This is a genomic window from Photobacterium angustum, from assembly GCF_002954615.1.
GTDB lineage: Bacteria > Pseudomonadota > Gammaproteobacteria > Enterobacterales > Vibrionaceae > Photobacterium > Photobacterium angustum_A.
On the sequence record NZ_MSCJ01000001.1, the window covers coordinates 699,554 to 714,248 of the forward strand.

Annotated in this window: 10 protein-coding genes; 4 read left to right on the top strand and 6 right to left on the bottom strand. The window is 40.9% G+C overall.

Annotated features, from left to right (window positions below; genetic code table 11):
* Positions 1-46: 46 nt before the first annotated feature.
* On the top strand, positions 47-2,314 hold the full coding sequence (gene clpA / locus BTO08_RS02980; protein ID WP_105059833.1) for an ATP-dependent Clp protease ATP-binding subunit ClpA: 2,268 nt from the start codon (positions 47-49) through the stop codon (positions 2,312-2,314).
* A 141-nt stretch (positions 2,315-2,455) separates the two neighbouring features.
* Here clpA and infA read toward each other — a convergent pair whose 3' ends face one another.
* From infA to trxB, 6 genes are all read right to left on the bottom strand, one after another.
* The gene (gene infA, locus BTO08_RS02985; protein ID WP_005368778.1) at positions 2,456-2,674 is read right to left on the bottom strand and encodes a translation initiation factor IF-1; all 219 of its coding nucleotides are present in this window, start codon (positions 2,672-2,674) and stop codon (positions 2,456-2,458) included.
* Positions 2,675-2,874: 200 nt separating this feature from the next.
* The gene (locus BTO08_RS02990) at positions 2,875-3,564 is read right to left on the bottom strand and encodes an arginyltransferase (protein WP_105059834.1); all 690 of its coding nucleotides are present in this window, start codon (positions 3,562-3,564) and stop codon (positions 2,875-2,877) included.
* Positions 3,565-3,567: 3 nt separating this feature from the next.
* Complete coding sequence (aat, locus tag BTO08_RS02995) at positions 3,568-4,281, bottom strand: leucyl/phenylalanyl-tRNA--protein transferase (RefSeq protein ID WP_105059835.1); 714 nt, start codon at positions 4,279-4,281, stop codon at positions 3,568-3,570.
* A 123-nt stretch (positions 4,282-4,404) separates the two neighbouring features.
* Positions 4,405-6,126: a heme ABC transporter ATP-binding protein/permease CydC gene (cydC, locus tag BTO08_RS03000; protein ID WP_005368771.1), complete on the bottom strand. Its 1,722-nt coding sequence runs from the start codon at positions 6,124-6,126 to the stop codon at positions 4,405-4,407.
* Positions 6,119-7,891 (bottom strand): heme ABC transporter permease/ATP-binding protein CydD, encoded by a 1,773-nt coding sequence (gene cydD / locus BTO08_RS03005; RefSeq protein ID WP_105059836.1) that lies wholly within the window; start codon positions 7,889-7,891, stop codon positions 6,119-6,121. The genes cydC and cydD overlap by 8 nt, the downstream gene beginning before the upstream one ends.
* A gap of 117 nt (positions 7,892-8,008) precedes the next feature.
* On the bottom strand, positions 8,009-8,959 hold the full coding sequence (gene trxB, locus BTO08_RS03010; protein ID WP_105059837.1) for a thioredoxin-disulfide reductase: 951 nt from the start codon (positions 8,957-8,959) through the stop codon (positions 8,009-8,011).
* A gap of 889 nt (positions 8,960-9,848) precedes the next feature.
* Between trxB and lrp the strand changes: the two genes are divergently transcribed.
* The 3 genes from lrp to lolA all read left to right on the top strand — a co-directional run bounded on the left by lrp (position 9,849) and on the right by lolA (position 14,641).
* The gene (lrp, locus tag BTO08_RS03015; protein ID WP_005368765.1) at positions 9,849-10,343 is read left to right on the top strand and encodes a leucine-responsive transcriptional regulator Lrp; all 495 of its coding nucleotides are present in this window, start codon (positions 9,849-9,851) and stop codon (positions 10,341-10,343) included.
* A gap of 441 nt (positions 10,344-10,784) precedes the next feature.
* Positions 10,785-13,925: a DNA translocase FtsK 4TM domain-containing protein gene (locus tag BTO08_RS03020; protein WP_105059838.1), complete on the top strand. Its 3,141-nt coding sequence runs from the start codon at positions 10,785-10,787 to the stop codon at positions 13,923-13,925.
* A gap of 98 nt (positions 13,926-14,023) precedes the next feature.
* A complete protein-coding gene (gene lolA, locus BTO08_RS03025) occupies positions 14,024-14,641 on the top strand; it encodes an outer membrane lipoprotein chaperone LolA (RefSeq protein WP_005368760.1) in 618 nt (205 codons plus the stop codon).
* The last annotated feature ends 54 nt before the right edge of the window (positions 14,642-14,695 follow it).

Here is a 14,695-nt window from a genome sequence, read left to right on the forward strand (position 1 = left end):
CTTTTTCCGGCACGCCATTTTTAGTGGTTTTTAGGGGAGGTGCCTTATGCTAAACAAAGAACTTGAAGCGAGCCTAAACGGTGCATTTGCCCGTGCGCGAGAAAAGCGCCATGAGTTTATGACTGTAGAACATCTATTGATGGCTCTATTAGAAAATGTAGCAGCTCAAGAGGCTTTATTAGCGTGCCGCGCTGATTTAGACCAATTGCGTCGTGAACTTGATTCCTTTATTGAACAAACTACGCCATTAATTCCGGTTGATGACGAAAGCCGTGAAACACAACCTACGCTAAGTTTCCAGCGTGTCTTACAACGTGCAGTTTTCCATGTTCAATCATCCGGACGTAGTGAAGTTACGGGTGCTAATGTTCTTGTTGCTATTTTTAGTGAGCAAGAATCTCACGCCGCTTACCTACTTAAGAAAAGTGATATTAGTCGTCTAGATGTCGTTAACTTTATCTCTCACGGCACTGTAAAAGACAGTGACAACGATGATGTTAATTCATCAGATATGGGAAATAACGAAGAACAGCGTGCAGAAGCAAATTCTGAAGATAAGCTTGAGAACTTTGCAACTAACCTTAATCAACTTGCAAAAGCGGGCGGTATTGATCCATTAATTGGGCGAGATAAAGAGTTAGAACGTACCGTTCAAGTGTTATGCCGTCGCCGTAAAAATAACCCTCTATTAGTTGGTGAAGCCGGGGTTGGTAAAACAGCGATAGCAGAAGGGTTAGCATGGCGTATTGTTGAAGGACAAGTACCAGAGATTATTAAAGATTGCGTGATCTATTCTCTGGATATTGGCTCGCTACTCGCGGGAACTAAATATCGTGGTGACTTTGAAAAACGTTTTAAAGGAATCTTAAAGCAGTTAGAAAAAGAAGATCATGCAGTACTATTTATCGATGAGATCCACACTATTATCGGTGCGGGTGCGGCATCGGGTGGTCAAGTTGATGCTGCGAACTTAATTAAGCCGCTGCTAAGTAGTGGTAAGTTACGTTGTATGGGATCAACCACGTACCAAGAGTACAGCAATATTTTTGAGAAAGAACGTGCACTTTCACGCCGTTTCCAAAAAATTGATGTAATTGAACCATCTCTTGATGATACTACCAAGATCTTAATGGGCTTGAAGCCGAAATATGAAGCGCACCATGAAGTACGTTTTACCAATAAAGCAATTCGTGCTGCAGTAGAACTTTCAGCTAAATACATCAATGAGCGTCATTTACCAGATAAGGCGATTGATGTGATTGATGAAGCGGGAGCCCGTTGTCGTCTAGCTCCAGCTAACCGTCGTAAGAAAACGGTGAACGTGGGTGATATTGAAGCCATGATTGCTAAGATGGCACGTATCCCTGAGAAGTCGATTTCATCGAGTGATCGTGACGTACTTCAGCATCTTGATGACAAACTGAAGATGCTAGTATTTGGTCAAGATAATGCAATTGATGTACTCACTGAGGCCATTAAACTCAGTCGTGCAGGATTAGGCGCTGAGAATAAACCTGTTGGTTCTTTCTTGTTTGCAGGCCCTACGGGTGTTGGTAAAACAGAAGTGACCGTGCAGCTTGCACGTACACTAGGCATTGAACTGTTAAGGTTTGATATGTCTGAGTACATGGAGCGTCATACGGTTAGCCGTTTAATCGGTGCTCCTCCTGGTTATGTGGGTTATGATCAAGGTGGTTTATTAACGGATGCCGTGATTAAAAATCCACATTCAGTAGTGTTACTGGATGAGATTGAAAAAGCCCACCCTGATGTATTTAATTTACTGTTACAGGTAATGGATAACGGTACGTTAACAGATAACAATGGTCGTAAAGCGGATTTCCGTAACGTGATTTTTGTTATGACGACCAATGCGGGTGTGACCGAAACAGTACGTAAATCTATTGGCCTTATTCAACAAGATCATAGCCATGATGCGATGACTGAAATCAAACGTGTATTTACACCTGAATTCAGAAACCGTTTAGACAATATCATTTGGTTTAACCACCTAGAGAAAGATGTTATTGGTCAAGTGGTAGATAAGTTTATTGTTGAACTGCAAGCCCAACTTGATGCGCGTGGTGTATCAATGGAAGTCTCTGAACGTGCACGTAACTGGATGTCAGATAAAGGTTACGATAAATCAATGGGGGCTCGTCCGATGGCGCGTGTGATTCAAGATAACTTGAAAAAGCCGCTGGCGAATGAATTACTGTTTGGTTGTTTAGTGAATGGTGGTTCTGTACGTGTTGACTTTATCAATGATGAGCTTGATTTCCAATTCAGTAGTGAGATGGAACCTGCGCATTAGTGATTAAATGCGATAAAACTAGAACGCCGCAGGCTACTAAGCCTGCGGCGTTTTTTTATCTACGCAAAAAGATTATTTGATAGATAAAATAAAACCCAGCATTTAGCTGGGTTTCACTGCATCGTTAATTTTGAAAGAAAATTAACGTGCGCGGAAGACGATGCGACCTTTAGTTAGATCGTAAGGAGTCAGTTCCACAGTTACTTTGTCACCAGTAAGAATACGGATGTAGTTTTTACGCATCTTACCAGAGATGTGAGCAGTAACTACGTGACCGTTTTCCAGCTCAACACGGAACATTGTATTAGGTAGTGTATCTAGTACAGTACCTGCCATTTCAATTACGTCTTCTTTTGCCATTGAATCCTCTTAGGCTACCAGCCATTCATCTTGATCGGGCTGGATAATGCCTCGAAACTGTTTAAGTGTAAAGTTTAGGTGGTAATTTTACCCTTGCCAGTTGTCTTTGTCAGCTTTTGTTCGCGATTAATACGTATTTTCTACGTAAATTGACTTTTGTTTGATGTGTTTAGTTTGTATTGCTTTAGATTTAAGCAAACTTACTGCCATATACCATCAATAAGTTTCTGATGAGGGGAAAAACGTGTTTTGTAATTCATAGCCTTACAAGCATCGATTTGAAACCCTGGATATAGCCACTGACGGTTTGATTGACGACAGAATTCTATTTGAAAAAGTACACACAAGGTTCCGAGTGAGAGAGAGTGCTCTGGTTCAAAAAAACTATATACTGCGCTCAAAGCGTCAGGAAATACATCCGTTACTGCAATGGCGATAAGTTTGTCACCTTCATAAACATGTAAAAATGCGGTTGCCATCCAAGGGGCTGTTACAAATTCAAAAAATTGCTCTTTATTAGCTGGAAACATGGAGCCTGTAGAATGACGAATACGGATGTATTTTTCATATAATGTAAACCAGTTTTCATCTAGCTCTGTTTTAAACTCGAAGCGCAGTTTTCGCATTTGAGCTTGCTGACGTTTTTGGCTTCTTGATGGTGTGAATCCTTGGCAATCAATACGTAAAGGGGTACAGGCTGAGCAAGCAGCACACATAGGTTTATAAATGGCACGGCTACTACGACGGTAACCTGAGGCTATTAATAAGTCGTAGCCTTCGGGTGATAGCCACTGTGGCTCTATAACTACCCCTAATCGCTCCGTTTCATTAGGTAAGTAGCTGCAATTAGATTCAGGTGTTAGACCTATTTGTAGTGATAACTGATTCATTGGTTAGGCCTGTGCAATCGGTAAAACGTGAGAAAGATAGGTTTCTACTGGCAGTATAATATCTCGCTGTTGGTAAAGATGCTCTAAAAATAGCGAACGCTCAAAGGTTTCTGCGCCTAAGGACTCAAGGTGTGGGTTCATCATTTGGCAATCAATTAACGTACCACCAAGCCCAGAGAAATAACGACAAAACTGCCATAGTGCAATTTTTGATGCATTATCCGCCAATGAAAACATCGACTCACCACAAAAAACAGTTCCTATTTCAATACCATAAAAACCGCCTACTAGTTTTTCATTAGCCCAAACTTCCACGGAATGGCAAATACCTAGGGTATGTAGTCTTTGATAGGCTGAAATCATTTCTTCAGTGATCCACGTTTGTTCAGGCCCTCGGCAACTTGCACAGTGGCGAATCACATCATGGCATGCCTTGTTAATCGTGACGGTATAGCCTGATTTACGGAAAAACTTTTTCAAGCTCTTACTTGGCATAAAGGTATGTGGATAAAAAACGCCACGAGGGGTAGGACTCCACCAAAGAAGAGGTTCACCTTCCGAAAACCAAGGGAAAATACCTTCACGATAGGCGGTTTGTAAGCGTTTTGGGCTGAGATCTCCTCCCATTGCCAGTAATCCATTAGGTTCTGATAAGGCGTTTGACGGATGAGGAAACTGGTAAGTGCTGCTATCGATCTCTGGTAAATAAATAGTCATACTTTACTGATAGTAGTGGTAAATCTTAAATGATTATATCGCAGTTGATAGTGAGATGAGACAGATAATAAAAAGGCGATACACTCAGGTATCGCCTTTATTTATTTTTAGCTATTACAGTACTTAAATACGATTACACAATTCTGCGTAACGACCGTTTTGTGCCAGTAATGCTTGGTGTTTACCGCGTTCGATGATCTCACCTTCATCCATTAAACAGATTTGATCCATTTGATCGAGTCCAACTAATCGGTGGGTGATAAAGAGTACGGTTTTATCTTTTGCATGTTCGAGTAACAAGGCTAATATTTGCTGCTCAGTTCGGCGATCAAGTCCTTCTGTTGGCTCATCCATTAATAGGATAGGTGCATCATGAAGCAGTGCGCGAGCGATACCTAAGCGGCGTCTTTCACCACCAGAGATTTGACGCCCACCTTCACCTAACCAAGTATCTAACCCTTTATCTTCAAGTAGGGGGGATAAGCCGACCTGAATTAATGCTTCTGTAAATTCAGCATCAGTGCCGTTAGGTTTCGCTAACACAAGGTTTTCACGTAATGAACCGTTGAAGATATCAACACGTTGGCTAACAACGGTGATAGCTTTACGTAGAGCGGCTTCACTCCATGTAGGAAGTGGTTTGCCATCAATGGAAATTTGACCTTGCTGAGGATCCCAACTACGAGTGAGCAGTTGAAGTAAGGTTGATTTACCACAACCTGTTCGCCCTAGTAATGCCAGTTTTTCACCTTGTTTTAAGTCTATTGATACATTCTTCACTACAGTCTGAGTGCTACCGTAGTAGGTGTAGCTGACATTTTCAATCTTCAGTTCACCTTGTGCATCACCGTGGTAACCGTTTGGATCAAAGACCGTATCAGGCGTAGCTTCAATGATTTCATTTAAGCGTTTTGCTGATGTTATGGTTTGCCCTAGATATTGGAAAGCACCAGCAACGGGCATCATCATTTCAAAGCTTGCCATCGTTGCAAATGCGACCATAGCAACAAATGGATCGGGTGCATGACCACCAATACCATCAGCAGCAATCCATAGAATGACCACTAAAGTCCAGCCAGTGGCTGCCATCAACATGCCGTTAGCTAAGCCTGTTAAACTCGCCATTTTGCGTTGAGCTGCAAGTAGTTGGTCTTGCTCTGCTTCTGCTTGTTGGCGGTAACGAGGTTCTGCATTAAACAGCAAGAGTTCGGCATGACCTTGCAACCAATCTAGCAGTTTTACACGGTAGTTCGCTTTTGCAACTGTCAGTTGTTCACCGTTACGTTTACCTAAGCGATAAAACAGAATAGGCAATATAAACATTAATGAGAGTAAGATCCCACCAAGCGTTAAGCCTATCGTTGGATCAAACCATGATAAAAATGCGGTAATTGCAGCAATACCCAATATGCCAATCACTAAAGGACTAACCAATCTTAGATAGATGTGATCCATCGCATCAACATCAGCAACTAAACGGTTCAGCAAATCAGCATCACGTAGGTTAGCTTGACGGCCTGGGATCAGTGGTGTGAGTTTCCTAAAGAAAAATAAACGTAGATCAGCAAGGAGTTTAAACGTTGCGTTGTGACTTACAACACGTTCCCCCCAGCGGCCAGCTGTACGTGCCATAGAGAAACCACGTACACCTGCACCAGGTAACATGTAGTTGAATGTTTCTCTAGCGATGGTTAAACCCGCAACAGCAGAAGCGGCAATAAACCATCCTGATAGGGTTAATAGACTAATAGCGGCAAGAATTGTCGCTAAACCTAAGAGCATACCAAGTGTTAAGCCAAACCAATGCTTACGGTAAAGTTTTAGGTAAGGGATTAAATCACGCATCGAGATCCCTCTTATCTGTATGGCTTAGCATATCTGCGAGTAAGCCATGTTGACTAATTTCTACGAACGGACCGTTTTGAACAAGCTTGCCATTTTCCATCACAAGAACACGATCCATCGCATGTAATTGATCTAAACGGTGGCTAACCATCAATGTTGTATGTTGCTCAACAGCACGGCCTAAACTTTCAAGGACTAAGCGTTCACTGTTAGCATCAAGGCTTGCTGTGGGTTCATCTAAAATCCAAAACGCACCTTGTTGTAACATGGCGCGAGCAACAGCAATACGCTGCGCTTGACCTACAGATAAACCACCGGAGCGATCACCCACATGATGTTGATAACCTTTTTCTAAGCGATTAATGAATTCGTCAGCGTAAGCTTCTTTTGCAACTTGAGTCACTTTGGCTTGTTCAGCTAACTGATCACCCAATGTGATGTTTTCATAAATCGTACCGTGTACAAGTAACGGGTTTTGACCAACCCAGCTAATTGCTTGACGCCATTCACTGTGGTTAAGTTCTTTTAATTCAATCCCATTAATTTTGATACTGCCGCGGTAGGGAAGGAAGCCCAATAACGCATTTAATAAACTGGTTTTACCTGCGCCACTCGGACCAACCAGTGCCACATGTTCATTGGTATTAATATCAAATGTCAGAGGACCTGCTAGCTTTTGACCTTCAGGACTTAGTACTTCTAACTCGGTCACTGATATTTGGATTTTATCTGGTGTTGTTAATGTTTTAGAGCCATCCGTCATTTCGTCTGCTTCAATATTGAGAAACTCAACGATAGATTCTGCTGCACCAATAGCTTGTGCCTTGGCATGGTAGAAAGTACCAAGATCACGTAGCGGTTGGTAAAATTCAGGTGCAAGAACCAGAATGAATAAACCAGTAAATAAAGTAATCGGGATACCGTAGTTACCGAAATTTAATTCACCGATAAAAGCAAAACCGAAGTAAACCGCAACAATAGCAACAGAAATAGCAGAGAAGAACTCTAATACTGCTGAAGATAAGAAAGCAAGACGAAGGACTTCCATTGTACGTTTACGAAGTACGTGAGAAGCGGCATGAAGATTTTCTGCTTCAGCCTCTGCACGATCAAATAAACGCAGGGTAGATAGCCCTTGAAGACGATCGTAAAAGTGCCCTGATAAACGCTGTAATGCCTTAAAATTTCGGCGGTTAGCATCTGCAGCACCTAAGCCAACTAGTGCCATAAATAAAGGAACAAGTGGTGCGGTGAGTAAGAATATTAATCCAGCAGCCCAGTTTAAAGGGAAAACGACAAATAAAATCACGACAGGAATAAGAACGGATAGTGACATCTGAGGTAGATAGCGAGCAAAGAAATCTTGCATTTCTTCTACTTGCTCAAGGACAAGACTTGCCCATGTACCAGCAGGTTTTCCTTTAATATAAGCGGGGCCTAAGCTTTGTAAGCGATTAAGAATTAATTGGCGTATATGTAAGCGTATTTGTTCACCACAACGGTAGCCAAAAATTTCTCTTCCCCAACTACATAGAGAACGTAAACCGATAATGACAAATAAACCAACAAATTGGTTAATAAGAGAGTATTTATCAGCATGTTCAATAATCAGTTGATGCAGAATATTTGCAAGTAATGCTGCTTGTCCAACAAGCAGTAAACCAGACAAAAAGCCTAATCCAATACTTAGCATAAGCCAGCGTTTGGCTAACTTACTTTGGGATTTAAGCCATTTGGTTAAATCTCGATGTAATTGTTTATCCATATAAGGGTTTCATTACGGTATTAACGGTGGGTAGCTCATAGTTAAATGGTGAGCATACATTTAACTATGAGATAAACAAACCGCCACTTATTAAGTCGCGGTTTGGACGTTTACTGATTATTGGGCGTCAAGATAGCGTTCAGCATCAAGCGCAGCCATACAGCCAGTACCTGCAGAAGTAATTGCTTGGCGGTAGTTATGATCCATAACGTCACCTGCTGCAAAAATGCCTTCAATGCTTGTTTGTGTTGCATTACCATTTAAGCCTGACTGCACTTTAATATAGCCATTTTCCATGTCTAATTGACCTTCAAAAATAGCTGTATTTGGCTGGTGGCCAATTGCAATGAACACACCCATAACGTCTAACTCTTCAGTTGCGTTAGAGTGAGTGTCTTTTAGGCGAAGACCTGTAACACCCATATCATCACCAAGCACTTCATCTAAAGTACGATCTGTGTGCAGTATGATATTGCCATTAGCGACTTTATCCATAAGACGATCAATCAGGATTTTTTCTGAGCGGAAAGAATCACGACGGTGGATAAGATGAACTTCAGATGCAATGTTTGATAGATAAAGCGCCTCTTCAACAGCAGTATTACCGCCGCCGACAACCGCTACTTTTTGATTACGGTAGAAGAAACCGTCACAAGTCGCACATGCAGAAACGCCACGGCCTTTAAATGCTTCTTCTGATTCTAAGCCAATGTATTTTGCTGACGCACCTGTTGAGATAATTAGCGCATTACATGTGTAAGTACTGTTTTCACCTTTTAATAAAAAAGGACGTTGGCTGAAATCAGTTTCAACAATGTAGTCGGTAATAATTTCAGTGTTGAATTTTTCTGCGTGTGCTTTCATGCGATCCATTAGCGCAGGACCGGTTAGATCATCAGCATCCCCTGGCCAGTTTTCAACTTCTGTCGTCGTGGTTAACTGACCGCCTTGCTGCATACCAGTGATCATCACAGGGTTTAAATTAGCACGTGCAGCATATACCGCAGCGGTGTAGCCCGCAGGACCAGAACCAAGGATGAGCAGTTCACAATGTTTTACGTTACTCATTTCTTCTCCAGGCTGAATGAGATTATTGTTATTGAGAATTGATTGTAGGTAAATTGCAGACGTAAAGGAAGAGTCGAATTAAGAATAGGTTATTGCTAATTTGGCGTTATATATGAAAAAAAAACGTTAAGTAAAGACAAAGAGGTTAATAAATAAAACGTTACATAGGTCACAAAAAAACACGAAAGAAAATGAATAAGTAAAAAAGATAAAATTGAAAAATCAGATTATATTTTTATCGCGTCACTTTTTTATTATTAATTGTTTTATGTTTAACCGCAGTCACTATGTTAAATGAATAAACCAACATGCAATATGTTGTTAACATATTGATTTGTAGTTTTAATTTGTCATTATTTGTTCGGGTGCAAAGAAAAAAACGTTAACAAAGAAACCTTTATTAGAAAATGGTCGACTATAGATTAGGTTCTTTTATATGGGTAATTATTCATATGATAATGCTCTTTGTCGCAAATAAAATGGAGTCAAAGATACATGTTTTAGGTGTTTTCTACGCGTTTTCGTAGTGATTAATACGAGTTTTGCTGCTGTTTTACTTTGACAATCATTTCTTATCTGGTAAAAATTTCTATAACTACATAACAATGCACACTTTAAATTATAGGGTGCGCGGGTGATAAATATTCAATTTTTAGCATGCGGCAAGACTGTAGCTGGTAATATTGGGCAAGGAACATGAGCAAGTGGGTAGTGAATCATAAAGCTCAAATTGCCATAGAAATAGTGTTAGGTAGTCGATTTGTCTAGGTTACATGTCAATTTATAGGTGATTATTAATTATTAATTTTGACTTGTGGCTTATTTGATTCTAAAAATAGATAAAATGTAGTATATTTTTTTGCAAGGAAGTAAGAAGGTGGAATAAAAAATGGTAGATACCAAAAAGAAACCATCCAAGGAATTGGATCGCATTGACCGTAATATTTTGAATGAACTTCAAAAAGACGGCAGAATTTCAAATGTTGAGCTATCAAAGCGTGTTGGTTTATCTCCAACACCTTGTCTTGAGCGTGTACGTCGTTTAGAGCGTCAAGGTTATATCAGTGGTTATACCGCATTGCTTAACCCACAGTTTCTTGATGCTTCACTATTGGTGTTTGTAGAGATTACACTAAATCGTGGTGCGCCAGATGTATTTGAACAGTTCAATAAATCAGTTCAAGAGCTTGAAGATATTCAAGAGTGTCATCTTGTTTCTGGTGATTTTGACTACTTATTAAAAACACGTGTATCTGATATGTCAGCATACCGTAAGCTTCTTGGTGAAACATTATTGCGTCTACCGGGTGTAAATGACACGCGTACGTACGTTGTAATGGAAGAAGTTAAACAGTCAAATAATCTAGTGATTAAAACACGATAAGTGTATTGCTGAGTATAAGCAGAATAAATAAACGAGCGGCTATTAAGCCGCTCGTTTTGTTTGTACGATATGGTAATTTATTCATAGTGATGGTTAATTGGACAAAAAGTGAATCAAATTGACATAGCGATGAATTTTTTTATCTATTAGGCGTCTAAAATAGTTATCTGATATGAACTATTTGTACCTTATTATCTGGGGCGAGAGAAAAATTTTCACTAAAAGCTTTTTCGGTACACAGACAATGCACGCATTTAGTATAGAATAGTGGCATTGAGAAAATGACATTGTATTTCTTATATTTGGCTAAGCTTTATAGCGTATTTGACTGTAGAGATTAGTATTATTCGATGAATGTCTTAGATTTCTGGCAAATTTTTGAGTTTTATAGAGACATCGGAGTTATCCTTGAGGAAGATTAAAGGTAAAAAACTGTCCCAGATGCGTTTGTCAGGTACACAACGCATTATTGAAGGTTTTTTAATCATCAGTATTTTAGCTGCTATTTATATTATGGTGGCATTGGTAACATTTAACCCTGCAGATCCATCATGGTCACAAACTGCTTGGGAAGGGGTTGTTCAGAATAAAGCTGGCGCGTTTGGCGCTTTAGTGGCTGATACCTTCTTCTTCAGTTTTGGCTCATTAGCCTATGTTTTTCCAGCCTTAATAGTCTTACTTGGCTATTATCTATTTCGTCGCCGTTCAAAAAGTTTATCTCACGATTATATGGTTTACGGCACTCGTCTTTTAGGCTTCATTTTATTGCTATTAACTAGCTGTGGTCTTGCTGATTTAAACTTTGATGATATTTGGTACTTTTCATCGGGTGGAGTCGTCGGGGATGTTGTTTCAAACATTTCAATGCCATTGCTTAATGTGCTTGGTACAACATTAGTACTGATGTTTATTTGGGCTATTGGTTTTACCTTGTTTTCGGGTATTTCATGGACATCAATTGTTGATACATTAGGTGAAAAGACACTTTCTTCGTTAACTTGGTTTCTAAATAAATTTCGTTCAGATAAACATGAGGTTATGCGACCTTTTGCAACCGAAATTCCTGATGAATCAGAAATGCCTTACATGGCACACTTAGATGACGTTGATGATGAAGACGACCCGTTATTATCATCTTATGTTAATAACGAATCATTAGATAATAATGCAAAAGAAGTCGAATCTTCGCCTTATAAGATTGTTCGACCGAATTCTGATATGGCACGAGATCCATTGTTAGAAACGAGTCAACCAGTGGTAAGTCACCCCGCGGCACAATCGCAAGCTGCTGTTCAACAACCAGTGGTAAGTCAGCCCGCGGCACAACCGCAACCAGCTGTTCAACAACCAGTAGTAAGTCAGCCTGCGGCACAACCGCAAGCAGCTGTTCAACAACCAGTGGTAAGTCAGACTGCGGCACAACCGCAAGCAGCTGTTCAACAACCAGTGGTAAGTCAGCCTGCGGCACAACCGCAAGCAGCTGTTCAACAACCAGTGGTAAGTCAGCCTGCGGCACAACCGCAACCAGCTGTTCAACAACCTGTGGTAAGCCAGCCAGTGGCACAACCGCAAGCAGCTGTTCAACAACCACAAGAGACAGTTCAGCAGCCTGCTACTCAGCCTCGTGGTCTTTCGATTGAAGATTTAGAACGCGAACTAGATAAAAATGAAGATTTTACTGTTCCAGTGGATGAGTATACGCAAAGTGCAATTGAAGCTGCTGAATCAGCAGTAACTGCAGCTCCTGCTTATCATTCCTCAGCGCAGAATGTTGTTGAACCAAGTCAACCCGTAGAATCTATGGCTGTTCAACAGACAACACCTGTAGCGTCGCAATCTGTCACTCCACAATCAACAACATCACAGCCTGTTCCGGGAAGTGATATTGAAATTGGCGTGCAAGATGGTATGTCTGAACTAGAGCGTGGTGAAGCTGTTGAGTTGACGCCTGAGCAAAAAGAAAAAGCTGATCAGGAAGCGTTTTTGCAAAACATTCGTGATTTACAGAAAGAACAAGCGCATTTGGCTGGATTAGATAATCCGTTTTTAATGCAAACAGAAGTTGATCTTCCTGCTCCAACGTCACCAATGCCAACATTAGATTTATTGCAACCCGCTCGTCGAACTGTTGAGCCAGCTTCTGAAGAAGAGTTGCAAGCGACGGCAGCGTTAATTGAATCTAAGTTAGTTGATTACAAAATTAAAGCGCAGGTGAAAGGAATTTATCCTGGGCCTGTTATTACTCGCTTTGAATTAGATTTAGCGCCAGGAGTGAAAGTTAGTCGTATCTCTGGTTTAGCAAAAGACTTAGCTCGCGCGTTGTCTGTAATGGCTGTACGTGTCGTTGAGGCTATTCCGGGTAAACCATATATTGGTTTAGAATTGCCGAATAAAGGTCGAGAAACGGTATACATGTCTGAAGTGGTCGCCAGTGAGCGTTTTCAGAATATGGATGGTCCATTACCGATTGTTTTAGGTAGCGATATTGCTGGTGAAGCTGTTGTGGCAGATCTAAGTAAAATGCCTCACTTACTGGTTGCGGGTACAACAGGATCGGGTAAATCTGTTGGTGTAAACGTAATGATCTTGAGCTTACTATATAAGTGTAAGCCTGAAGACTGTCGCTTTATTATGATCGATCCAAAGATGTTGGAGTTATCTATTTATGAAGGTATACCGCATCTATTAACGGAAGTTGTGACTGACATGAAAGATGCAGGTAATGCCCTGCGTTGGTGTGTCGGGGAAATGGAACGTCGTTATAAGCTAATGGCGAAATGTGGAGTACGTAACGTAGCGGGCTTTAATGCTAAGTTAGAAGAAGCGGCGGCGGCGGGTTACCCTATTCATGATCCATTATGGCAACCAGGCGATACTATGGATGAATACCCACCATTACTTGAAAAAATGCCAAGTATTGTAGTGATCATCGATGAATTTGCTGACTTGATGATGGTTGTTGGTAAGAAAGTTGAAGAACTTATCGCGCGTCTTGCTCAAAAAGCACGTGCGGCAGGTATCCACTTAGTACTTGCTACTCAGCGTCCATCTGTGGATGTTATTACCGGCTTAATTAAAGCAAATATTCCAACGCGTATGGCATTTACTGTATCTACCAAGACAGACTCACGTACTATTCTTGATCAAGGTGGTGCCGAATCCTTGCTTGGTATGGGTGATATGCTGTACTTGCCTCCAGGTCAAAGCCATACAACACGTGTTCACGGTGCATTTGCATCGGATGATGATGTTCATAACGTAGTAAATGATTGGAAAGCACGCGGTAAACCACAATATATAGATAGTATCCTAAGTTCAGATCAAGGTTCAGAAAGTCTATTACCGGGTGAAACATCCACCGGTGGTGATGATGATATCGATCAACTGTTTGATGAAGTGGCTGCATTTGTAACTGAAACGCGTCGTGCATCAGTATCGGGCGTTCAGCGCCGCTTTAAAATTGGATATAACCGTGCAGCACGAATTGTTGAGCAACTAGAAGCGCATGGCATTGTTAGCCCGCCGGGGCACAATTCAAACCGAGAAGTACTAGCACCTGCGCCAGTACAGATCCACGATTAATGAGTAAACCGACACCTTGCTGTCAGTAAATTTATAGCGTAATTTAAACCGCTGCGCATAGTATGTTCGGCGGTTTACTTTAACAGAGGTTAGCGAATATGATGAAAAAGTTATGGCTAAGTATGTTAGTTGCCGTACCAATGCTTGCAACAACAAGTGCTTGGGCTACACCACAACAAACATTAAGTAGCCGACTTGATAAAGTGAATGCATTTAGTGCTAACTTTACTCAGAAAGTGATTAGTCCTGACGGTGAAATACTGGTTGATGGGACTGGCGATTTATCCATTAAACGTCCTAATTTATTCCGTTGGGATACTAAAACACCGGATGCAAGCTTGCTAGTCTCAGATGGCAAAACAGTATGGTATTACAGCCCATTCGTTGAACAGGTCACGGCAATGTGGCTAAAAGATGCAACAGAACAAACACCGTTTGTTTTGTTAACACGTAATAATGAGAAAGACTGGTCGCGTTATAATGTTAAGCAACTAGCAGATACTTTTACCTTAACGCCGAAAGATAAAACATCTTCGATGGATGAGTTTATCGTGACAGTATCTAAAGATGGCCAAGTACGTAACTTCTCTGTGGTAGAGAGTGACGGGCAACGCAGTAACTACACATTATCTAAATTTACACGTACTACGCCTGCGGCAGACTTATTTAAGTTTACGCCACCGAAAGGGGTAGAACTGGACGATCAACGTCAATGAATAAAACAATAGATATGATGCTATGAGTTAGCGTGTATGTATTGTTAATCTAAA

Coding starts and splice junctions, on each gene's coding strand:
- clpA (WP_105059833.1), top strand. CDS start 47: ATGCTAAACAAAGAACTTGAAGCGAGCCTAAACGGTGCATTTGCCCGT.
- infA (WP_005368778.1), bottom strand. CDS start 2,674: ATGGCAAAAGAAGACGTAATTGAAATGGCAGGTACTGTACTAGATACA.
- BTO08_RS02990 (WP_105059834.1), bottom strand. CDS start 3,564: ATGAATCAGTTATCACTACAAATAGGTCTAACACCTGAATCTAATTGC.
- aat (WP_105059835.1), bottom strand. CDS start 4,281: ATGACTATTTATTTACCAGAGATCGATAGCAGCACTTACCAGTTTCCT.
- cydC (WP_005368771.1), bottom strand. CDS start 6,126: ATGCGTGATTTAATCCCTTACCTAAAACTTTACCGTAAGCATTGGTTT.
- cydD (WP_105059836.1), bottom strand. CDS start 7,891: ATGGATAAACAATTACATCGAGATTTAACCAAATGGCTTAAATCCCAA.
- trxB (WP_105059837.1), bottom strand. CDS start 8,959: ATGAGTAACGTAAAACATTGTGAACTGCTCATCCTTGGTTCTGGTCCT.
- lrp (WP_005368765.1), top strand. CDS start 9,849: ATGGTAGATACCAAAAAGAAACCATCCAAGGAATTGGATCGCATTGAC.
- BTO08_RS03020 (WP_105059838.1), top strand. CDS start 10,785: ATGCGTTTGTCAGGTACACAACGCATTATTGAAGGTTTTTTAATCATC.
- lolA (WP_005368760.1), top strand. CDS start 14,024: ATGATGAAAAAGTTATGGCTAAGTATGTTAGTTGCCGTACCAATGCTT.